This window comes from Peteryoungia ipomoeae, assembly GCF_004912165.1.
Lineage (GTDB): Bacteria > Pseudomonadota > Alphaproteobacteria > Rhizobiales > Rhizobiaceae > Allorhizobium > Allorhizobium ipomoeae.
In genome coordinates this window covers 739,497-760,619 of the sequence record NZ_STGV01000001.1, presented here as the reverse complement: position 1 = coordinate 760,619, position 21,123 = coordinate 739,497, and the positions used below count along the sequence as shown (strand labels likewise).

Sequence of the window (21,123 nt, the reverse complement as noted above, 5' to 3'; positions counted from 1 at the left end):
CCTGACTACGCCCGCTAATTGGGCGAATTTGGCGGGAATAGGCAGTTTATTGCTGTTTTTTGCGGCTGTTGCCGGTCTCTGCCATGCCTCTGGCGCATGACTGCAACGGCCAAACCACTCCCCGACAGGCCTTGACCCAGGCCATCCGCTCGGTTGAATACTGCGTCAAAGATATTCAGAACGAAAGCGAATCCATGAGCAATAACAAGGATTGGCTGGCTTCGGCTGGCAGCAATACGCAACTGTGCCATACGGGCTATGATCCCACCGCCTATCATGGTTTCGTCAATCCGCCCGTGGTGCACGCGTCAACGGTGCTTTTTCCCAATGCACGTGCGATGGAAACCCGCTCACAGCCCTACACCTACGGGACGCGGGGCACGCCCACCACGGATGCCTTGTGCCGCGCGATTGACGCGCTGGAAGGATCGGCCGGTACGATCCTCGTCCCCTCTGGCCTTGCTGCGATCAGCGTGCCGTTCCTGGCCTTCCTGTCCGCCGGTGATCACGCCTTGATCGTCGATTCGGTCTATTCTCCCTGCCGCCATTTTTGCGACACCATGCTGACCCGGCTGGGCGTCGAGGTCGAATATTACGATCCCGATCTGGGCGAAGGCATTGAGCGCTTGATCCGACCGAACACGCGGCTGGTTCACACGGAAGCTCCTGGTTCGAACACGATGGAAATGCAGGATATCGGCGCCATCTCCGCTATTGCGCACCGCCACGGTTGCGTGGTCACCATGGACAATACCTGGGCAACGCCGCTCTATTTCAAGCCATTGCAGCATGGCGTTGATATCTCAATCCATGCGGCGACCAAATATCCGTCGGGCCACTCCGACATTCTGATGGGAACCGTATCGGCCAATGCGGAGCATTGGGGGCGGCTACATGAGGCGAACATCACGCTCGGAATTTGTGGCGCGCCGGATGACTCCTACCAGATTTTGCGCGGCTTGCGGACGATGGGGCTTCGGCTCGATCATCACAACCGCAGCGCCCTTGCGGTCGCCCGCTGGCTGGAAGCGCGTAGCGATGTGGCAGGCGTGCTTCACCCGGCTCTTGAGAGTTTTCCCGGTCACGCGCTGTGGAAGCGTGATTTCAAGGGAGCAAGCGGTGTCTTTTCATTCCTGCTTCCCGCCGCAGACGGCCCAGGCGCCCGTTCCAAGGCCCATGCCTTCCTGGATGCGCTTCAACTTTTCGGGCTCGGTTGGTCCTGGGGCGGCTATGAGAGCTTGGCGGTCCACGTCAATCTCAGTGATCGCACCATCCGCAAGGGACCAACAAATGCCGCCGTCATCCGCCTGCAGATTGGATTGGAGGATGTCGAGGATATCCTCGCCGATCTCGAACGCGGCTTTGAGGCTTCGGCTAAGGTCTGAGGAGGTCAGTGGCCGATCTGGTGGCCGTAGAGCCAATCCAGGTCGGCAGCCAGCCGCTCGGGTGAGCGGATCGACAAAACAATATTGCGCGCGAGCCGTATGGGGCCTCGCGCGTGATATGCCATGCGGTTGAAATCGCCGCGGGCCCGTACGCGGGTGGCGCGCGCCTTCCGTTCGGTTTCATAAGCTGCCAACGCGTCCTCTAGCGGTGCCTTCGTGACGTGGTACGAGAGCGAATACGCGTCCTCGATGGCCATCGCAGCACCTTGTGCCGAAAACGGCATCATCGCATGGGCAGCGTCGCCGATGAGGACGGTATCCTTGCCGTTTTGCCAGCGTCCGTCCGAAGCCTGATAGAGTGGCCAGAATGTCGGAACCCGGGCGCCCGCAAGGATCGTGCGCAGGTCTCGGTGCCAACCAGAAAATTGCTCCAGAAGCATCGCGCGCCGAGCCGAGTCGGCCGTGATCGCCCAGGCGTCGTCGGCCTTTGTCCCGGCGGCAATCGCCACAAGGTTGAAGCCGTCGATTTCCTTCAAGGGATAACAGACCAGATGCGCCCTGGGGCCAAGAAATGCCGTCACGCCATCGCGCGCCAGAAATCCGGGAGCCTCTGCATTTGGTATCGTGAACCGCCAGGCAATATTGCCGGAAAAGCTGACACTCGGTGCATTGTCAATTGCTTCGCGCGTGGTCGACCAGACTCCGTCCGCGCCGACAACCAGGTCCGTCGCATGCCCCGTGATCGATTGCAGGGCGGCACGGCCGACACCGTGAACGCGCTGGCCAAGATGCAGGCGGCAGAGCGGCTGGTTGAGCACGTGGCGGAAAAGCGCCTGCTGAAGCGTAGAGCGGTGCAGCACGCCATACGGGCTTCCCCAGCGCTCACGCGCAAATACCCCTGCGGGTACCGCCGTGATCTCCCGAAGATTGTGGCCATCGGAGAGCCGGATGACCTCTGGCTCGATCCAATGATCCCTAAGGTCGCTCAGAACCCCGAGGGATGCAAGCACCCGGGTGGCGTTTGGAGACAGTTGCAGTCCAGCCCCCACTTCACCCAGTTGTGGTGCCTGTTCAACAATGTCGCTGGGGATCCCTTGACGGGCGAAGGCGAGGGCTGCGGTCAGGCCTGCTATGCCTGCGCCGACAATGGTCACGCGCGATAGGGACATGGGGTTAAGCCCGCCGGTCAGAGTCGTCAGGCTGCCTTGACGTGGAAAACGCAGCCCGGAGGATTGGTCTGTTCTGCCTTCAGCGTCGGATTGTACCGATAGAGCGTGGAGCAATAGGAGCAGACTTTTTCACTCTCGTTGCCCATGTCGATGAAGATGTGCGGATGGTCGTATGGTGTGGACGCGCCCGTGCACATGAATTCCTTGACGCCGATTTCGATCATGCGGTGACCGCCGTCGTTCTGAAAATGCGGAATGGTGTGGCCGGCCATGAGAGACTCCAAGGATGCAATGAGAAATTTCGCCGGACATTAGCCTCGTCGCCACGAAAAGTGTAGAGCGAAACAGAAATCGACCCGACAGAAATCGAGCCTGCAGCAATTGATGTCAGAGTGCCCTGGACTTAGCTTGCCGCCGGAAGCCAAAAGGCCGGAACCCACAAGGAATATCTGATGAACCTCGATGCGCCTCCCTTCCAGCACTTTCAGAACGAGGGGCTGGATCTCGCCTATTTTGACGATGGCAATCCGGCAGGCGAGCCTGTCCTCCTCATTCATGGGTTTGCATCGTCGGCGAGCGTTAACTGGGTCTATCCCGGCTGGCTGCGCACGCTTGCGGATCACGGTTATCGCGTGATCGGGATCGACAATCGCGGTCATGGAGCAAGTGCAAAGCCGCATGACGCCGAATTCTACCATCCGACGGCAATGGCAGGGGACGCTGCAGCCTTGCTCACGCTTCTCGGCATCGGCGAGGCGCATGTCATGGGCTATTCGATGGGTGCGCGTATTTCTGCGTTTCTCGCCATCGAGCATCCGCACCGCGTGCGCTCGCTCGTCTTCGGTGGCCTTGGGATCGGCATGTGTGATGGCGTCGGTGACTGGGATCCGATTGCCGACGCCTTGCTGGCTCCAAACCTTGAGGTCGTCACCCATGAGCGCGGTCGGATGTTTCGTGCCTTTGCCGACCAGACGCGATCGGACCGCATGGCGCTTGCCGCCTGTATCGCGACCTCGCGCGACCTCGTGCGTCGTGAGGATATCGCCCGCGTTGCTGTCCCGACCCTGATAGGTGTCGGCACCAGGGATGACATCGCCGGTGACCCGCATGAACTGGCGGATCTGATGCCCAATGCGAGCGCGCTCGACATTCCCAATCGCGATCACATGCTGGCCGTGGGCGACCGGGTCTTCAAGAAGGCCGTTCTTGACTTCTTGAAGGCCCAGCAGGCTTGAGATCATCCTCCGGTAAACGTCGGCTTGCGCTTTTCGGCAAATGCCTGGCGGCCCTCGGCGTAGTCGGCACTCTCGAAAGTCTGTGCGCCAATCACCTCGGCATCCCGCATCCTGTCGGGATCGCCGGTTTCGACGGCCCGCAGGGCAAGCTTGGCGGCATGGATCGAACGCGGCGCATTGTTGGCAATCGTGCGCGCGAGCGCCTCTGCCTGACTGAGCAGCGTTTCCGGCTCCGTCAAGGTGTCGATGAAGCCTGAGGTGAGCAAGTCGCTTGCAGACAAGGCGCCGCCGGTAAAAAGCATGCGGCGTGCCAACTGAGGGCCGAGGCCCCGCATCAAATCCTCCACCGCGTCGGCTGGATAGGCGAGGCCGAGCCTGGCGGCAGGAATGGCGAATACGGCAGTCCTTGCCGCTAGCCGGAGATCGGCCGCCGCCGCAAGCCCAAGCCCCCCGCCATAACACACGCCACGGATGGCGGCGATAACAGGAACAGGCGCATCTCTGATGGCTGCAAAGGCGCGACTGTTGCTCTCTTCGTAGGTCCGTGCCGTTTCCCGATCACTGCGAACGGTTGTAAACTCCGAAATGTCGGCCCCTGCGCAGAAGTCGCCCGCTCCGCCGCCGCAAAGGAGAATGACGCGCGCGCCGCAATCGGCGTGCAACCAGTGGATCGCTCCGGGAAGCGCGCGCCACATGGCTGCAGTCACGGCATTCTTTCGTGAGGGATTGTCGATCGTCAGCCAGCCTATGCCATCCGCGCAGTCGGCTTTGATCTGGTTCTGGGCGTAAGCAGTCGAATGTTTCATGATGGCCTGTTTGAGTTCCCTGTGACTTCGACTATATAATGCGCATCCACGACGAATGGGGAGACCGGCCATGGTCGCACACAACGACGCCCTGAAGACCGAGACCGTCAAGTCCATGGATCCGATTTGGGACAGCCTGCGCCAAGAGGCGCGTGTGGCTGCCGATCGCGATCCAATGCTCGCCGCCTTCTTTCATTCAACGGTTCTGAGCCACAGATCGCTGGAAGACTGCGTCATCTACCGGATCTGCGAGCGGCTCGATCATTCGGATGTGCCGGCAATCGTCCTGCGCCAGGCCTTCGAAGCGATGATGGCTGATTGGCCGGAATGGACCAATATCCTGCGCGTCGATATCCAGGCCGTGTATGATCGCGACCCGGCCTGCACGCGATTCATGGAGCCGGTGCTCTATTTCAAGGGATTTCATGCAATCCAGACACACCGTCTGGCCCATTGGCTTTGGAACAATGGTCGCCGCGATTTTGCCCTTTACCTGCAAAGTCGCTCGTCGAACATGTTCCAGACCGACATCAATCCTGCTGCACGGATCGGCAAAGGCATCTTCCTTGATCATGCGACCGGCCTTGTCGTCGGAGAAACCGCTCGGATTGGCGACAACGTATCCATTCTGCACGGTGTGACCCTCGGTGGCACTGGCAAGGAAGGCGCAGACCGTCACCCAAAGATTGGCGACGGCGTGATGATCGGCGCGGGCGCCAAGGTGCTCGGCAACATTGTGGTCGGTAGCTGCTCTCGCATTGCAGCCGGTTCTGTCGTGCTTAAGCCCGTGCCGAAATGCACGACGGTTGCAGGCGTTCCCGCACGTGTTGTGGGCGAGGCGGGCTGTGCCGAACCTGCGCGCTCGATGGATCAGATGATCGCTTCGGAAGACTGAGCCGCGCCGCCGAAGGCGGGCCCGGCCACTCAGGTTTGACGGGGTAAAGTGTGCCTTGGCCCTTTACAGGGGGTAAACGCCCGTGCGACATGCGCGCCAACTTGAACAAGACATGGAGACGCAGCGTGAAGCCGGATGAAGTCAAAAAGCTCGACGCCTATTTCAAGCGCACCTTCAACCCAACGATGAGTGTCAAGGCGCGTCCGCGCAAGGATGACTCCGCCGAAGTTTATGTCGGTGATGAATTCCTTGGCGTTGTCTTCAAGGACGACGAAGACGGTGACCTGTCCTACAATTTCTCGATGGCGATCCTTGACGTCGATCTGTAATTGCGTCGCATAAAGCCTGAAGTTGCGGTGCAATAGAAATTGCCTCGCAGAAATAGGTGCCTGAGGGTCTCGCTTCGCCGAGGCCCTTTTTTATAAGACTGAAATACAACTAAAAGTATTGTTGCGATGCACAAATTCGCTTGACCCTCTCGGCGTTTTTGCTATTTTAGGAACAGGATCAACAACGCCTGATGGAGGAAGTCACATGTTGAATTTCGATGATGCCAACAAGAAGGGCCGTGAAGCCATGGACACCATGTTGAAGAACTATTCCGACATGGCAAAGGGCTTCCAGGCGATTGCCGCTGAGGCGACCGACTATTCCAAGAAGTCCTTTCAGGACATGACGTCGTTCATGGAAGCCATGACATCCGTCAAGAGCATGGAAGCGGCTTTTGAGCTGCAAACCTCGTTCATGAAGTCGTCCTATGAGAGCTTTGTGGCTGAGGCGACGAAGATGAGCGAAATGTATGCCGATCTCGCCAAGGCAGCTTACAAGCCCTACGAAGCCCAGATCAGCAAGATGCCGACGATGTCGTCAGTCGCTGCCTGATCAAGGCTTGTGTGAAACATTCAAGACCGGTCGCGCGATGCGCGGCCGGTCTTGTCATTTGTGCTTTCCGGTATAACCTGTTCCTCTCAAAATTGGGGCCTCGTCGCGCGACCGCACAAAATGTTATGCTGGCGACTCCGGGGGCTTAAAATCACCGGAATATGACCTACCTTACTGTGCTGAGTGTTCGTCCGCACCGATGTGCAAGTGGCAAACGGCCGGGCAACGGAGAATGAACTGAAATGACTGCAACGCCGGTCTTCATGCAAAGCCAGGGCAACGGGGAGAACGCAAATCGCGGCACCTCTGTGATCACCCGCACCAAGCCGAAGACAAAGAAGCCGAACCTGTATCGCGTCCTGCTTCTGAACGACGACTATACCCCGATGGAATTCGTGATCCATATTCTGGAGCGCTTCTTTCAGAAGGATAGGGAAGCCGCCACTCGGATCATGCTGCTGGTACACAATCACGGTGTGGGCGAGTGCGGCGTGTTTACCTACGAAGTCGCCGAAACAAAGGTCTCTCAGGTAATGGATTTCGCTCGTCAGCATGAACATCCGCTTCAATGCGTCATGGAAAAGAAGTGAGGATCAGACGTGCCAACATTTTCACCCAGCCTCGAAAAAGCGCTGCATCAGGCCCTGACCTACGCCAACGAACGTCATCATGAATATGCGACGCTTGAGCACTTGTTGCTGGCCTTGATCGATGATGCTGATGCGGCGGCCGTGATGGGCGCTTGCAATGTCAATCTCGAAGTCTTGCGCAAGAACGTGTCCGATTTCGTCGACAATGATCTGGCCAACCTCATCACCGGATATGATGAGGATTCCAAGCCGACATCAAGCTTTCAGCGCGTCATCCAGCGGGCCGTGATCCATGTCCAGTCCTCCGGTCGCGATGAAGTGACCGGCGCGAATGTTCTGGTCGCAATCTTTGCCGAACGTGAGAGCAACGCTGCCTATTTCCTGCAAGAGCAGGAGATGACCCGCTATGATGCTGTCAACTACATCTCGCACGGAATTGGCAAGCGGCCTGGATCTTCGCAGGTTCGTAGCCCTCGTGGAGCCGAGGAAGGCGAGACCGAGCCTAAGGCCGGTCGCGAGAGCGAGGACAATGCCGCAAAAGGCAAGCAGGAGGCGCTCAAAGCCTACTGCGTAAACTTGAATGAAAAGGCAAAGACCGGGCGCATTGATCCCCTGATCGGTCGCCACAGCGAGGTCAACCGGACCATTCAGGTGCTCTGCCGCCGTTCGAAGAACAATCCGCTCTATGTCGGTGACCCTGGCGTCGGCAAGACGGCAATTGCCGAAGGACTTGCGAAGCGCATCGTCGAGGGCAAGGTGCCGGAAGCTCTGGCCGATGCCACGATCTTCTCGCTCGATATGGGGACGTTGCTTGCCGGCACCCGCTATCGCGGTGACTTCGAGGAGCGCCTGAAGCAGGTGGTCAAGGAACTCGAAGACTACCCGGGCGCCGTGCTCTTCATCGACGAGATCCACACCGTGATCGGTGCGGGTGCGACGTCAGGCGGCGCGATGGATGCGTCAAACCTGCTGAAGCCGGCATTGTCTTCGGGTGCAATCCGCTGCATCGGTTCCACCACCTACAAGGAGTACCGCCAGTTTTTCGAAAAGGATCGGGCGCTGGTCCGCCGCTTCCAGAAGATCGACGTCAACGAGCCGTCGATCGATGATGCCATCGAGATCATGAAGGGCCTGAAGCCCTATTTCGAGGACTATCACAAACTGCGCTACACGAACGAGGCGATCAAGTCAGCGGTAGAGCTGTCGGCTCGCTATATCTCTGACCGCAAATTGCCCGACAAGGCGATTGACGTGATCGACGAAACGGGTGCGGCGCAGATGCTGCTTCCGGCTTCCAAGCGCCGCAAGTTGATCACCGAGAAGGAAATCGAGGCGACCATCGCGACGATGGCGCGGATCCCGGCCAAGACCGTGTCGAAAGACGACGAGATGGTGCTTGCCAATCTCGAAAAGGAACTGCGCTCGGTCGTCTACGGTCAGGACAAGGCGATCGAAGCCTTGTCGACTTCGATCAAGCTGGCGCGCGCGGGTCTGCGTGAGCCGAACAAGCCGATCGGCGCCTATGTGTTTTCCGGTCCGACTGGCGTCGGCAAGACCGAAGTCGCCAAGCAGCTCGCGTCGTCGCTCGGCGTCGAACTTCTGCGCTTCGATATGTCGGAATATATGGAGCGCCACACGGTATCCCGCCTGCTGGGAGCACCTCCAGGCTATGTCGGTTTCGATCAGGGCGGTCTTTTGACCGATGGCGTCGACCAGCACCCGCATTCTGTGGTGCTGCTCGATGAAATCGAGAAGGCGCATCCGGATATCTTCAACATCCTGCTGCAGGTTATGGATCATGGCCAGCTCACGGATCACAATGGCAAGAAGATCGATTTCCGCAATGTCATCCTGATCATGACGACGAATGCGGGCGCGTCCGAGATGCAGAAATCCGCCATCGGATTTGGCTCTTCCAAGCGCACGGGCGAAGACGAGGAAGCGTTGAATCGCCTGTTCACGCCTGAGTTCCGCAACCGGCTCGATGCGACGATCCCGTTCGCGCCGCTGCCGACGGAGGTCATCCATCAGGTGGTACAGAAGTTCGTCATGCAGCTGGAAGCCCAGTTGTCGGAGCGCAACGTCACCTTCGATCTCTCCGAACCGGCCATCGCCTGGCTCGCCACGCGGGGTTACGATGAGAAAATGGGGGCACGCCCGCTGTCGCGGATCATCCAGGAGCACATCAAGAAGCCACTGGCGAACGAGATCCTCTTTGGCAAGCTGAAGAAGGGTGGCGTGGTCAAGGTGGGCACCAAGACGGACGAAAGCGGCGAGGAGGTTCTGGACCTCAACGCCATTGCCGAAGCCTCTCCGGTCAAGCCGCAGCCGGAAGCCGAAGTTGTTTCCGCCAAGCCCGCCAAGGCCAAGCGCAAACCGGCGCCGAAGGCAGCAGTGGTTGAGGATCACGGTGATGTCGCGGTGATAGAAGCACCAAGCCAGCCAGCACGCCGCAGTGCCGTCCCGAAAGTGCCGAAAAAGAAGTAAGTTCTTGTCAAAAGGAAATGAGTGCCGGATGGGTCATCCGGCACTTTTCTTTTGGAGTACGGAATCGAGAATGGCATCCCCATCGAACTCAGCCCAGCGCGGCACCTGGTTCCTGAAGGGCATGCAAGGGCTCTTCAGCATCCCCGCCATCATACTGATGATCTCATTCGTCGGCTTTTCCGCCTTCGCTCTGGAATCCGGCATCAGTCGGACGGAAGCGATGGTGATGACCGCAACCGTCTGGGCGCTTCCGGCCAAGATGATCCTAATCGGCACGATGACGAGCGGCGCCAATCTGCTCGCCATCTTCCTCGCCGTGTCACTGTCCTCCATCCGCATGATGCCGATGGTTGCGTCCTTGATGCCGGAAATCCGCACCAGCCGCACGCCGACGTGGCTGCTTCTCATCTTGTCTCACTGTGTCGCGATCACCGCCTGGGTCTTTGCGATGGGCTCGCTCAAGAATGTCCCTCGCGATGCGCGCGTCGCCTATTTCGCGGGCTTTGGCATCACGCTGGTGACAGTCAACACGCTGCTGGTCGGTCTCTGCTATGGTTTGGTTGCAAGTTTTCCGCCGGCCGTGGCTGGATTGTTGTTCTTCCTGACGCCAGTCTATTTCATCGCCTCGATCTGGGCGACTGCACGCCAGTCCGTCGTCAAGGTGGCCTTTGTGGTCGGTGTGGTGGCGGGACCGGTGCTCGCTGTACTGACACCCGGCTTCGACATTTTGCTGGCAGGTCTTGGTGGCGGAACGCTCGCCTATGCCATTGATCGCTATGTCGTGCGCAGGGGCCAGGTCACGGCTGCCCCCGGAGAAGCAGTGCCGCAGGATGCCGTCGAGGAACTTGTATGATCGAGCAATACTGGTCCTATGTCGTCATTCTCGTTGCCGGCTGGCTGGCCACGGACATCTGGAGATGGCTTGGCGTTCTCGCCGGCAATCGGCTGCGGGAAGGTTCCGAAGCGTTGAACTGGGTCAAGGCCGTCGCGACCTCGCTGGTGATGGCGGTGACCGCCAAGCTCGTGGTCTTTCCGACCGGGAGCCTCGAGGCAACGCCGCTTTGGCTGCGAATGCTTGCTGCATGCGCCGGATTCGTCGCCTTCCTCGCCTTGGGGCAACGGGTCCTGGTCGGGGTTGTGGTGTCGCTATCCATCCTCGCCCTCGGACTCTTTGTGTTTCCGATGGGCTGAACGTGTGATGGCCTTTGACGGTTTGGCCGACCGGAGGCCAAACCGTGTCTGCAAATGAGTTCAAAGCGCGGCTTTGATCTTCTCGGCCTGGGCTTTCAGCATGTCGATGTCCGCCATGCTTCCAGAGTGTGGTTTGAGCGGCTGGCCTTCGTTGCGTGGAATGACGTGGAAGTGCAGATGGAAGACGGTTTGTCCTGCCGCTGGCTCGTTGAACTGCGCCACATAGACACCGTCCGCATCGAATGCTTCCTGGGCGGCAAGCGCGAGTTTCTGCACCACCTGGATGAGCTTGCCCAGAACTTCCGGATCGGCATCCAGAAGATTGCGTGAGGGTGCCTTGGGGATGACAAGCAGGTGGCCGGGCGCCTGCGGCATCACATCCATGAAGGCTATGGCGTCGTCGTCTTCATAGAGTTTGACGGCAGGGATTTCGCCCTTCAGAATTTTGGCGAAGATATTGTCTGGTTCATAAGCGGCGGTCATCAATCAGATCTCCTCGAAATAGTGATCATCGGAATGTCGGTAAGCTCCACGGCGAGGGCGAGAGCATTTCATCATTCATCGGCTTCCCCGCCTTGATCTTGTTGTGGGTCGGCCTTGCGGAATGGCGTATGGCCATCGAGATAGGCGCCGATCTCAGCCACTTCGCGGCGTTCCTCGTCCAGATAGGCTGAGACTGCGCGTCGGAGGCCGGGATGCGCAATGAAATGGGCTGAGTGCGTGGTCACGGGTTCGTAGCCCCTGGCAAGCTTGTGCTCCCCTTGAGCGCCGGCTTCCACGCGGCCCAGTCCATGGGCAAGTGCATAGTCGATGGCCTGATGGTAACAGACCTCGAAATGCAGAAACGGATGGTCCTCGACGCAACCCCAATGCCGCCCGTAAAGCGCGTCTGCACCGATAAAGTTGATGGCGCCGGCAATGCACCGGCCGGCGCGCTTGGCTATGACCAGCAGGATGTCTTCTGCCATGCGTTCGCCGATCAGGCTGTAGAACTGTCGCGTCAAATAGGGACGGCCCCATTTGCGGCTGCCGGTGTCCATGTAGAAGTGGAAAAACTGGTCCCAGATGTCCTCTGTCAGATCCTTGCCCGTCAACCAGTCAATGGTGACGGAGTTTTCAAGCGCCACGCGCCGTTCTTTGCGCAGGTTCTTGCGTTTGGCTGAAGACAGCTCCGACAGAAAGGCATCGTGGTTTGCGTAACCGCGATTGATGAAATGAAATTGCTGGTCGGTGCGATGCAGGAAGCCGTTTTGCTCCAGCGCCTGTACGTCAGTCTCGGGCGCGAACGTTACGTGGGCGGAGGAAAGGCCGAGTTCGGTCGTAACCTGACGCAGTCCTTGAGCCAAAAGACCCTGAACCCTCGATACATCCTCTCCGTTGCGCACCAGAAGGCGCGGCCCCGTGGCCGGAGTGAAGGGGATGGTGGCCTGGAGTTTCGGATAGTAGCGACCACCTGCACGCTGATAGGCATCGGCCCAGCTGTGATCGAAGACATACTCGCCCTGGCTATGGCTCTTCAGATAACAGGGGACAGCACCGATCATCCGGCCGCTTTCCTCAAGAACCAGATGGTGTGGCATCCAGCCCGTCTCCGCGCATGCGGAGCCGGAGTCTTCGAGCGATGACAGAAAGCCGAGCGACAGGAACGGGTTATAATCAGGCCCCGCGCGCGCGGTGCCCGATAGGCTCGCCCAATCGACCGAATCGATCTCAAGAAGTGAGCCGATGATGCGGATCGTTACGTCGTCAGCCATTATTCTGCGCCATCTGTCCCCCGAACGCTGCGCCTCAGGCGACAGCCGGCGCCTGGCGCGGGTCGAAGCCTTCAAACGTCATCTGATCTGCATATTTATAGGTCTGCGCCCGCATCATTTCATCCCTGACGGTCCAGGTAATCACCGGCTTGCCATCGTGACGCAGTTTTTCGACGAAGCTGTTCGGCAGGTGGGCGACGCAATAGGAGGTGAAGTCGAGGCCAAGCGCCATGGCCTCGCCATGATTGGCCAGGTCTTCCTGGCGAACGCCTTCCGCGGTCAACCCGACCGGGTAGGGGCAGTCTGCCGCCTTGAGCGCGCGCAACAGGTGGAAATCGAAGCTCATCAGCGCCACCTTGCCATCATAGCCCTCGAGGACCTCAAGGACGGCCTCGACATAGCCGTCATCCTGCTCCGCATCGATGCCCTTGAGTTCGATCACAAGCGGAACCTGACCCTTGACGAGGTCGAGCATCTTTCGAAGCGTCGGAATCCGATCCGCGGTGCCGCCAATCGACAGCATCCCAAGTTCGTTTGCCATGCGCTCGCGCACCTCGCCGGCGATGCCGCAAAGGCGCTGCAGATCGTGGTCATGAAAAACCATGGGCACGCTGTCTGCAGAGAGCTGAATATCGCATTCGATGGCAAAGCCAGCGTCGATTGCGCGCTTAAACGCCGACAGCGTGTTCTCCCAGACGCTTTTGTTCATGTCATGATAGCCGCGATGCGCGACCGGCAAATCCTTGATCCAGTCGACGGTGCTCACGCGCGGATCTCCATGATCGCATCGATTTCGACGGCGGCATTCAGGGGAAGGGCTGCCATGCCGACAGCGGCGCGCGCATGTTTGCCGGCATCGCCGAGAATTTCGGCGATCAGGTTGGAGGCACCGTTGATGACAAGGTGCTGTTCGACAAAGCCAGGCGCTGACGCAACGAAACCGTTGAGCTTGATCACGCGTGTGATGCGTCCCAGATCGCCACCGAGTGCTGCCTTTGCCTGGGCAAGGATGTTGACCGCACAGAGCTTTGCAGCGCGCTGGCCATCTTCAAGGGAAACATCCGTGCCAAGAAGGCCTGTGACGGCAATTTTGCCGCCCTCGATTGGCAGCTGTCCCGAGAGGTAGAGCAGGTTGCCGGATACGACGAAGGGGACGTAATTGGCGGCAGGCGCAGCTGCCTCTGGCAGGGTGATCCCGGCGGCGGAGAGGCGGGCTTCTATGATGTCTGACATGACGCATTCCCGGAAATGAAAAAAGTGGCGAGAAAGTTGCAAAGGCCAAAAGCATGTCTCGCTTTTGCCCGATGTGTTCTTATAACATCGTGCCGGACTACAACAGGAGAATGTCAATGTACCCTCTGCGTTTGGCGACTGGCGCCACCCTGGTTCTCCTGGGACTGCCACTTGCAGGTGTTGTTGAGGCGGCGCCCACCGGGCTCGTTCCACACCGGGCAGTGTACGATATTATCCTGAAACAAGCCTCGGATCGATCTGGCATCGAATCGATGCGTGGCCGCATGGTCTATGAGTTTGCAGGATCCACCTGCAAAGGGTTCAGCACGAATTTCCGCTTTGTAACCCGGATCGACATGGGAGATGGCGTGCGTGTCACCGACCAGCGGTCGACGACGTTTGAAGACGTCGCCGCCGGTCGCTTCCGCTTCGACAACAAATCCTACACCGACGACCAGCTGGACAAGGATGTCAGCGGCGACGCCGCTGATGCCGGGGGCAAGGTGAAGATCGAGCTAACCGGACCTGACCGCCGCGGCCTGGAACTTGCCGAAAGCCGTTTTCCGGCAGAGCACATGCTGGAAGTGATTGCCCGTGCCCGGAAGGGAGAGCGCATCTTCGAATCGCGGATCTTCGATGGGTCGGAGGATGGCGATCAGAGCTTTCTCACCACGACGATTGTCGGCAAGCTGCAGGAGCCTTCCAAAACCGATCCGGAGCTGGAAGTGGCCAAACAGCTTGTTGGCGCCGATTACTGGCCAGTTTCGATCGCATATTTCAACGATAAGGCTGTCGGCGATCAGGAGCCAATCTATAACCAGTCGTTCAAGCTCTACGAGAACGGTGTCACCCGTGATTTGACGCTTGATTACGGTGACTTTGTGCTCGCCGGAAAGCTGACAAAGCTTGAGGTTCTCGGCAACCCGGAGGCTGGTTGCCAACAGACCACCCCCCAATAAGGCTTGGTTGCCGCAGGTTTTGCGACTTGCGACTTGATTTTCTCGGGCCGTCCCTGTATGGCCCCCATCATTCCACACGCGAGACTTGGGATCGACAGGGAGAAATCCTGCCGTTTCCGCCCGGTGGCGGGCCCGAAAGGCCCGCTGTTTGTCTCGCGGGGGTTCAACCGGAAAAGGAGAAAAAGGCATGGCATTGCCTGATTTTAGCATGCGTCAGCTTCTGGAAGCTGGCGTTCACTTCGGTCACCAGACGCACCGCTGGAACCCGAAGATGAAGCCGTACATCTTCGGCGATCGTAACAACATCCACATCATCGACCTGGCACAGTCCGTTCCGATGCTGTCGAAGGCCCTTCAGGTTGTCTCCGACACCGTTGCCCGTGGCGGCCGCGTTCTGTTCGTTGGCACCAAGCGTCAGGCTTCGGAAATCATCGCTGACAGCGCCAAGCGTTCGGCCCAGTACTACGTCAACTCGCGCTGGCTCGGCGGCATGATGACGAACTGGAAGACCATTTCGAACTCGATCGCCCGTCTGCGCAAGCTCGACGAAATTCTCGCAACCGAAGGCTCGGGCTACTCCAAGAAGGAGCGTCTGAACCTTGAGCGCGAACGCGAAAAGCTGGAAAAGGCTCTTGGCGGTATCCGTGACATGGGCGGCACGCCGGACCTGATGTTCATCATCGACACCAACAAGGAAAAGATCGCGATCGACGAAGCCAAGCGCCTCGGCATCCCGGTTGTTGCTGTCATCGACTCGAACTGCGATCCGGACCTGATCGACTACCCGATCCCGGGCAATGACGACGCATCGCGCGCCATCGCTCTCTACTGCGACCTGATCTCGCGCGCTGCCATCGACGGCATCGCTCGCCAGCAGGGCGCATCGGGTCGTGACCTCGGCGCCTCTGCCGAAGCTCCGGTCGAGCCGGCTTTGAAAACCGAAGCCGACGCTTAATCGCGTTTCGGAGACGGTTAAGCCGTCTCCCCCTTTTCCAAGGGATTGGCCGCCCGCTGACTCGATTGAGCGACGGGCGGTCTGCGCACTTCCGGCGCAGGCACATTTGGTGCCGCGCGGAATGCGGTCGATTGTTTTCGTGGTGAGCATTTCATCACGCTGTCACACATCCGGGTACATTTCGTCCCAAAACAGCGGCAAACTCTCTGCCTTCATCCAGCAGACAGGCCGCCTGAACAGACAAGAGGCACACAATGGCTGAAATCACTGCAGCACTGGTTAAGGAACTGCGCGAAAAGTCCGGCGCAGGCATGATGGATTGCAAGAAGGCTCTGACCGAAAACAACGGTGACATCGAAGCCGCCATCGACTGGCTGCGCGCCAAGGGCATTGCCAAGGCCGACAAGAAGTCGGGCCGTACGGCTGCCGAAGGCCTCGTCGGCATCAATGGCGCCGGCACCTCGGCTGTTGTCGTCGAAGTCAACTCCGAAACCGACTTCGTTGCCCGTAACGATGCTTTCCAGGATCTGGTCCGCGGCGTCGCTGCCGTTGCAATCTCGACCGATGGTTCGGTTGAAGCTATCGGCGAAGCCGTCTACCCGGCCACCGGCAAGTCGGTCACCGACACCATCAAGGACGCAATCGCTCACATCGGCGAGAACATGACGCTGCGCCGCGCAGTCAAGCTCTCCGTCGAGGACGGCGTTGTTGCCACCTACATCCACAATGCTGCTGCTGACGGCCTCGGCAAGCTCGGCGTTCTCGTTGCGCTGAAGTCGACCGGCAACAAGGACGTTCTGGCCGCCATCGGTCGCCAGGTCGCCATGCACGTTGCTGCCACCAACCCGCTTGCGATCCGCGCTGATGAAGTTGACGCAGCCGTCGCAGAGCGCGAGCGCAACGTGTTCATCGAGCAGTCCCGCGCTTCCGGCAAGCCGGACGCCATCATCGAAAAGATGGTTGAAGGCCGCATGCGCAAGTTCTTCGAAGAAGTTGCACTTCTATCGCAGGCTTTCGTCATCAACCCGGAACTGACCGTCGGTGACGCCGTGAAGGCTGCCGAGAAGGAAGCCGGCGCACCGATCGAAGTGGTTGGTATGGCACGTCTCCTGCTCGGCGAAGGCGTCGAGAAGGAAGAGACCGACTTCGCTGCAGAAGTTGCTGCTGCCGCCAAGGGCTGATCAACCTGATTGCCTTAGGGCAGGGAAAACATCGGGCATCGCGTGACAACGCGATGCCCTTCGTGTATCCGGCACACATTCATATTCGGGAGACTTCATGACAGCCGAGCCAATGTTCAAGCGCGTCCTTCTCAAGGCTTCCGGCGAAGCCCTCATGGGCAGTCAGGGCTTCGGGATCGATGTTGCCGTTGCGGATCGCATCGCATCCGATATTGCCGATGCCCGCCGCATGGGTGTCGAAGTGGGCGTCGTCGTTGGCGGCGGCAATATTTTTCGTGGTGTTGCGGTGGCGTCCAAGGGTGGCGATCGCGTCACCGGCGACCACATGGGCATGCTGGCGACGGTCATCAACGCGCTGGCGCTGGCGACGTCGCTGCGCAAGCTCGGTATCGATACCGTCGTCCTGTCGGCGATCGCCATGCCGGAGATCTGCGAGAGCTTTTCGCAGCGGGCGGCCAGCCATCATCTGTCGCAGGGCAGGGTGGTGATTTTCGCTGGTGGCACGGGCAATCCGTTCTTCACGACGGATTCGGCAGCAGCCCTTCGCGCCGCCGAAATTGGCGCCCAGGCGATCTTCAAGGGCACGCAAGTTGACGGCATCTATTCCGCCGATCCAAAGAAGGTGCTGGATGCGACCCGCTTCGATCGTTTGACCCATGACGAAGTCTTGCAGAAGGGGTTGGCCGTTATGGACGTGGCCGCTGTTGCGCTTGCACGGGAAAACCACATCCCGATCGTCGTCTTCTCCATCCACGAGAAGGGCGGCTTCTGCGACATCCTCCAGGGCGGTGGCCGCATGACCATCGTGACCGACAATTAATCAAGTGACCGCAGCCTTGCGGCGCGGTCTGTTAAGAGCAATGGGAGCACCATGATGACCACAGGGGTTGATCTCAACGACATCAAGCGCCGCATGGACGGCGCAATCAATGCGTTCAAGAATGATATTGCATCGCTGCGTACCGGCCGCGCTTCGGCCAACGTCCTCGACCCTGTCGTGGTCGAGGCCTATGGTTCGCGCGTGCCGCTGAACCAGGTGGCAAACGTGACCGTGCCTGAGCCGCGTATGCTGGGTGTATCAATCTGGGACAAGTCGATGGTCGGTGCCGTCGATCGCGCCATCCGCGAAGCCAATCTCGGTCTCAACCCGATTGTCGACGGCCAGAACCTGCGCATCCCATTGCCGGAGCTCAACGAAGAGCGCCGCAAGTCGCTGGTCAAGGTTGCGCATGACTATGCCGAAAAGGCCAAGGTCGCCATCCGCCACGTTCGCCGTGACGGCATGGATGGCCTGAAGAAGGCTGAAAAGGATGGCACGATCGGTCAGGACGACAGTCGCAGCCAGTCTGAACGGGTGCAGAAGATGACCGATGAGACGATTGTCGAGGTCGACCGCTTGCTCGTAGAGAAAGAAAAGGAAATCATGCAGGTATAAATGCGTCATCGCCGCGCATCGCCTGTTTAGTCGCATGGACAAGAACCCTATGTCGAACCCTGCCGATCGCCCTGTCCCGCAACACGTTGCCATCATCATGGATGGCAATGGTCGCTGGGCGAACGCGCGCGGTCTGCCGCGCACGCTGGGCCACCGGAAGGGTGTCGAGGTGGTGCGCGACACAGTCAAGACGGCGCGTGAGGCCGGCATTGGTTATCTCACGCTCTTTGCCTTCTCCTCTGAAAACTGGCGTCGACCGCAGGCCGAGATTTCCGAGCTTTTCGGTCTGCTCAAAGCCTTCGTTCGTCGGGATCTTGCCGAGCTGCACGCCGCCAATGTTCGGATTCGTGTGATCGGCGATCGCGTCACCTTGCAGCCGGATATCCGAACACTTTTGCTGGAAGCCGAGGAGCGGACAGCGGCAAACAGTGGCATGACGCTGGTGATCGCCTTCAACTACGGTGCGCGGGATGAAATTGCCCGAGCCGCTGCGCGCTTGGCCCTTGACGTTAGGGAAGGTCGACTGGACCCGTCGGAGATCGACGCTGAAAAGCTCAATGGCAGCCTCGATACGGCAGGTATGCCGGATCCTGATCTCATCATTCGAACCAGCGGCGAGGAGCGCCTGTCGAATTTCCTCCTGTGGCAGGCAGCCTATTCCGAACTGATGTTCGTGCCCGACTTCTGGCCGGATTTCAGTGCGGAGCTGTTTTTGTCGGTGCTTGACCGATATGCATCGCGAGACAGGCGCTTTGGTGGTCTTTCGACGAAACCTATGGCTGCGGTTGGGTTATGATGGCGGTTATGTCGCAAGAACTGAGGCTGCGCATCTATTCGGCTGTTGTCATGATCGTTGTAGTCGTGGCCGCCACATGGCTTGGCGGCTATGCCTTCCGCTTCCTCGCCGCTGCGATGGGCCTGCTGATCTATTACGAATGGTCGACCATTACGCGTCTCGCCGAGAAGAGCCTGAGAGCGGATGCTTTCGGCTGGCTGAGCCTGGCGCTGATTGCGCTCAATTTGCTGTTCGGCTCGGATGATCTGACCGTTCCGCTGTTTGGAGGGCTGGTGGTCACGACACTCATTCCACCGCTCCTTCGCCGCGGAAGCTGGTGGCAGCCAGCCGGAGTCTTTTATGCCGGTCTGAGTGCGATCTCCCTGTCAGCGATCAGGGGCGAGGATTCGCTTGGCTTCATTGCGATGCTTTTCGTTTTCCTCGTGGTGTGGGCAACGGATATCCTTGCGTATTTCGTTGGTAGAGCGATCGGGGGCCCGAAGCTTGCCCCGCGCATTTCACCCGGCAAAACCTGGTCCGGTGCAATTGGCGGAACGCTCGCAGGTGTCGCTGCCGGTGTGCTGCTTGCCTCGGCGCATTTCCAGGATATCGGGCTTTGGGTGGTCATGATCGCCTTCATCCTGTCGGTCGCAGGGCAGATCGGTGATCTGTTCGAAAGCTTCATCAAGCGGCGATTTGGGGTGAAGGATTCCAGTCGCCTCATTCCTGGCCATGGCGGCGTCATGGACCGGGTGGATGGCCTTGTATTTGCCTGTTTTGCGGCTTTCTTTCTCGCTCTCGCGGTCTCTGCTGGCGGAGACCGTGTCGTCGTCTCGATGGGAGCCTTTCTCTTCGGACTCTGATGGCGCGCCCTGAGGACCGACTTTCAAGCGCATAAGCGGATTGGACGAAGACATGGAACAGATCACTGGCATCTTCGGTTTCCTAGGCGGTTATATTCTGCCCTACATCGTCATTCTTTCCCTGCTCGTGTTCATTCATGAGATGGGCCACTATCTCGCAGGCCGCTGGTCGGGCATTCGGGTGCTGGCATTTTCCGTCGGTTTTGGCCCGGAAATGATAGGCTTCACCGACCGTCACGGAACGCGGTGGAAAATCTCGGCAATCCCGCTCGGTGGTTATGTTCGCTTCTTTGGTGATGCCGATAGTGCGAGCCGACCGGACGGAGAGGCCGAATCACGGCTGACAGGTGCGGAAAAGGCCCAAACCCTGAATGGCGCCAAGCTGTGGAAAAGGGCGTTCACGGTTGCGGCGGGACCTCTGGCTAACTTTTTGCTTGCAATCGCGATCTTTGCTGTGATGTTCGGCACAGTCGGTAAACCGGTGTCCGATCCGGTTGTTTCAAGCATCAAGTCCGGTTCTGCGGCACAAGATGCTGGCATCCGTCCAGGTGACGTTCTGGTTGCATTGGATGGTCGCAAAATCGAGACTTTCGACGACGTCGTCCGCTATATCACCATGCGTCCTGAGGTGCCTGTCGTCGTAACGGTCAGCCGCAATGACGCCGCCCTGGACCTGACGCTGACGCCGCGACTTTCCGTGATCGAGGACCGCTTCGGAAACAAGATGGAAGTCGGCCAAATCGGGATAATTACGGACCAACAGGCTGGAAATTTCCGGATCGTCAAACTTGGTTTGGGCGAAGCGCTGTGGGAGGGTGTGCGCCAGACGGGCCACATCGTGACCGGCACCTTTGACTACATCGGCAACATGATTGCAGGCCGTATGAATGCCGATCAGCTTGGAGGCCCTGTTCGCGTTGTCCAGGCGTCGGGTGAAATGGCCACACTCGGCATCATTGCGCTGTTCAATTTGGCGGCAGTTCTGTCCGTTTCGCTTGGGCTTTTGAATTTGATGCCAGTTCCGGTCCTTGACGGCGGCCATCTCGTTCTCTACGCGATTGAAGGTCTTCGCGGAAAACCGCTCGGGCAGGGCGCGCAGGAAATCGCGTTCCGCATCGGCTTTGCGATGATCTTGTCGCTGATGGTATTTGCGACATGGAACGATATTAGCCGTTTGGTCGGGTGACTGTCCAAAAGGTAGATTAGAAGGGATTTGTTTACGCTGTTTCAAATTGATAGTGGCGATTGGGCCACGGCTTGAAACGAAGTAAACAGAAATTAACGTGCGGTCTTGCTTGTAGGGTGAAACCCGGTAAAACCTCACTGGG

The 21,123-nt window shown here is 58.9% G+C and carries 24 protein-coding genes; 17 read left to right on the top strand and 7 right to left on the bottom strand.

Features of this window, described 5'->3' with window-relative positions; all coding sequences use genetic code 11:
• Nucleotides 1–194 precede the first annotated feature (194 nt).
• Nucleotides 195–1,385, top strand: a complete 1,191-nt coding sequence (locus FAA97_RS03620; protein ID WP_136597149.1) for a cystathionine beta-lyase — start codon at nt 195–197, stop codon at nt 1,383–1,385.
• 5 nt (nt 1,386–1,390) lie between these two features.
• Here the strand turns inward: FAA97_RS03620 and FAA97_RS03615 are convergent, their stop codons facing one another.
• Both FAA97_RS03615 and FAA97_RS03610 read right to left on the bottom strand, forming a co-directional pair.
• Nucleotides 1,391–2,554: an FAD-dependent monooxygenase gene (locus tag FAA97_RS03615; RefSeq protein ID WP_136597148.1), complete on the bottom strand. Its 1,164-nt coding sequence runs from the start codon at nt 2,552–2,554 to the stop codon at nt 1,391–1,393.
• A gap of 26 nt (nt 2,555–2,580) precedes the next feature.
• A complete protein-coding gene (locus tag FAA97_RS03610) occupies nt 2,581–2,826 on the bottom strand; it encodes a zinc-finger domain-containing protein (protein ID WP_136597147.1) in 246 nt (81 codons plus the stop codon).
• Nucleotides 2,827–3,006: 180 nt separating this feature from the next.
• Between FAA97_RS03610 and FAA97_RS03605 the strand changes: the two genes are divergently transcribed.
• Nucleotides 3,007–3,789, top strand: a complete 783-nt coding sequence (locus tag FAA97_RS03605; protein ID WP_136597146.1) for an alpha/beta fold hydrolase — start codon at nt 3,007–3,009, stop codon at nt 3,787–3,789.
• Between the two features lie 2 nt (nt 3,790–3,791).
• Here FAA97_RS03605 and FAA97_RS03600 read toward each other — a convergent pair whose 3' ends face one another.
• The gene (locus tag FAA97_RS03600) at nt 3,792–4,595 is read right to left on the bottom strand and encodes an enoyl-CoA hydratase-related protein (RefSeq protein ID WP_136597145.1); all 804 of its coding nucleotides are present in this window, start codon (nt 4,593–4,595) and stop codon (nt 3,792–3,794) included.
• 70 nt (nt 4,596–4,665) lie between these two features.
• Between FAA97_RS03600 and cysE the strand changes: the two genes are divergently transcribed.
• The 7 genes from cysE to FAA97_RS03565 all read left to right on the top strand — a co-directional run bounded on the left by cysE (nt 4,666) and on the right by FAA97_RS03565 (nt 10,640).
• Nucleotides 4,666–5,490, top strand: coding sequence for a serine O-acetyltransferase (gene cysE / locus FAA97_RS03595; RefSeq protein ID WP_136597144.1), 825 nt, complete (start codon nt 4,666–4,668; stop codon nt 5,488–5,490).
• Between the two features lie 125 nt (nt 5,491–5,615).
• Complete coding sequence (locus tag FAA97_RS03590; RefSeq protein WP_136597143.1) at nt 5,616–5,819, top strand: DUF3126 family protein; 204 nt, start codon at nt 5,616–5,618, stop codon at nt 5,817–5,819.
• A 205-nt stretch (nt 5,820–6,024) separates the two neighbouring features.
• Nucleotides 6,025–6,372, top strand: coding sequence for a phasin family protein (locus tag FAA97_RS03585; protein WP_136597142.1), 348 nt, complete (start codon nt 6,025–6,027; stop codon nt 6,370–6,372).
• 242 nt (nt 6,373–6,614) lie between these two features.
• A complete protein-coding gene (gene clpS, locus FAA97_RS03580) occupies nt 6,615–6,962 on the top strand; it encodes an ATP-dependent Clp protease adapter ClpS (RefSeq protein WP_136597141.1) in 348 nt (115 codons plus the stop codon).
• A gap of 9 nt (nt 6,963–6,971) precedes the next feature.
• Nucleotides 6,972–9,449: an ATP-dependent Clp protease ATP-binding subunit ClpA gene (gene clpA, locus FAA97_RS03575; protein WP_136597140.1), complete on the top strand. Its 2,478-nt coding sequence runs from the start codon at nt 6,972–6,974 to the stop codon at nt 9,447–9,449.
• Nucleotides 9,450–9,519: 70 nt separating this feature from the next.
• Complete coding sequence (locus tag FAA97_RS03570; protein ID WP_136597139.1) at nt 9,520–10,302, top strand: AzlC family ABC transporter permease; 783 nt, start codon at nt 9,520–9,522, stop codon at nt 10,300–10,302.
• On the top strand, nt 10,299–10,640 hold the full coding sequence (locus tag FAA97_RS03565) for an AzlD domain-containing protein (RefSeq protein ID WP_136597138.1): 342 nt from the start codon (nt 10,299–10,301) through the stop codon (nt 10,638–10,640). The genes FAA97_RS03570 and FAA97_RS03565 overlap by 4 nt, the downstream gene beginning before the upstream one ends.
• A gap of 60 nt (nt 10,641–10,700) precedes the next feature.
• Here FAA97_RS03565 and FAA97_RS03560 read toward each other — a convergent pair whose 3' ends face one another.
• The 4 genes from FAA97_RS03560 to FAA97_RS03545 all read right to left on the bottom strand — a co-directional run bounded on the left by FAA97_RS03560 (nt 10,701) and on the right by FAA97_RS03545 (nt 13,627).
• Nucleotides 10,701–11,123 carry an HIT family protein gene (locus tag FAA97_RS03560; protein WP_136597137.1) on the bottom strand — a complete coding sequence of 141 codons (423 nt, stop codon included), beginning with the start codon at nt 11,121–11,123 and terminating at the stop codon, nt 10,701–10,703.
• 71 nt (nt 11,124–11,194) lie between these two features.
• Complete coding sequence (locus FAA97_RS03555; RefSeq protein ID WP_136597136.1) at nt 11,195–12,394, bottom strand: GNAT family N-acetyltransferase; 1,200 nt, start codon at nt 12,392–12,394, stop codon at nt 11,195–11,197.
• Between the two features lie 34 nt (nt 12,395–12,428).
• A complete protein-coding gene (locus FAA97_RS03550) occupies nt 12,429–13,160 on the bottom strand; it encodes a glycerophosphodiester phosphodiesterase (RefSeq protein ID WP_136597135.1) in 732 nt (243 codons plus the stop codon).
• Nucleotides 13,157–13,627 carry a RidA family protein gene (locus tag FAA97_RS03545; RefSeq protein ID WP_136597134.1) on the bottom strand — a complete coding sequence of 157 codons (471 nt, stop codon included), beginning with the start codon at nt 13,625–13,627 and terminating at the stop codon, nt 13,157–13,159. Before FAA97_RS03545 ends, FAA97_RS03550 begins: the two co-directional genes overlap by 4 nt.
• A gap of 116 nt (nt 13,628–13,743) precedes the next feature.
• On the opposite strand from FAA97_RS03545, the gene FAA97_RS03540 reads away from it, so the two are divergent.
• From FAA97_RS03540 to rseP, 8 genes are all read left to right on the top strand, one after another.
• Nucleotides 13,744–14,586, top strand: coding sequence for a cell envelope integrity EipB family protein (locus FAA97_RS03540; RefSeq protein WP_136597133.1), 843 nt, complete (start codon nt 13,744–13,746; stop codon nt 14,584–14,586).
• A 187-nt stretch (nt 14,587–14,773) separates the two neighbouring features.
• Entirely contained in the window at nt 14,774–15,541 is a 768-nt protein-coding gene (gene rpsB / locus FAA97_RS03535; RefSeq protein WP_136597132.1) for a 30S ribosomal protein S2, read from the top strand.
• A gap of 254 nt (nt 15,542–15,795) precedes the next feature.
• On the top strand, nt 15,796–16,722 hold the full coding sequence (tsf, locus tag FAA97_RS03530) for a translation elongation factor Ts (protein ID WP_136597131.1): 927 nt from the start codon (nt 15,796–15,798) through the stop codon (nt 16,720–16,722).
• 97 nt (nt 16,723–16,819) lie between these two features.
• Nucleotides 16,820–17,542: a UMP kinase gene (gene pyrH, locus FAA97_RS03525; RefSeq protein ID WP_136597130.1), complete on the top strand. Its 723-nt coding sequence runs from the start codon at nt 16,820–16,822 to the stop codon at nt 17,540–17,542.
• Between the two features lie 54 nt (nt 17,543–17,596).
• Nucleotides 17,597–18,157, top strand: a complete 561-nt coding sequence (gene frr, locus FAA97_RS03520) for a ribosome recycling factor (RefSeq protein WP_136597129.1) — start codon at nt 17,597–17,599, stop codon at nt 18,155–18,157.
• Nucleotides 18,158–18,206: 49 nt separating this feature from the next.
• Entirely contained in the window at nt 18,207–18,953 is a 747-nt protein-coding gene (locus FAA97_RS03515) for an isoprenyl transferase (RefSeq protein WP_136597700.1), read from the top strand.
• A gap of 8 nt (nt 18,954–18,961) precedes the next feature.
• Nucleotides 18,962–19,795 carry a phosphatidate cytidylyltransferase gene (locus FAA97_RS03510; protein ID WP_136597128.1) on the top strand — a complete coding sequence of 278 codons (834 nt, stop codon included), beginning with the start codon at nt 18,962–18,964 and terminating at the stop codon, nt 19,793–19,795.
• A 52-nt stretch (nt 19,796–19,847) separates the two neighbouring features.
• Nucleotides 19,848–20,981, top strand: a complete 1,134-nt coding sequence (gene rseP / locus FAA97_RS03505) for an RIP metalloprotease RseP (RefSeq protein WP_136597127.1) — start codon at nt 19,848–19,850, stop codon at nt 20,979–20,981.
• Nucleotides 20,982–21,123 lie beyond the last annotated feature (142 nt).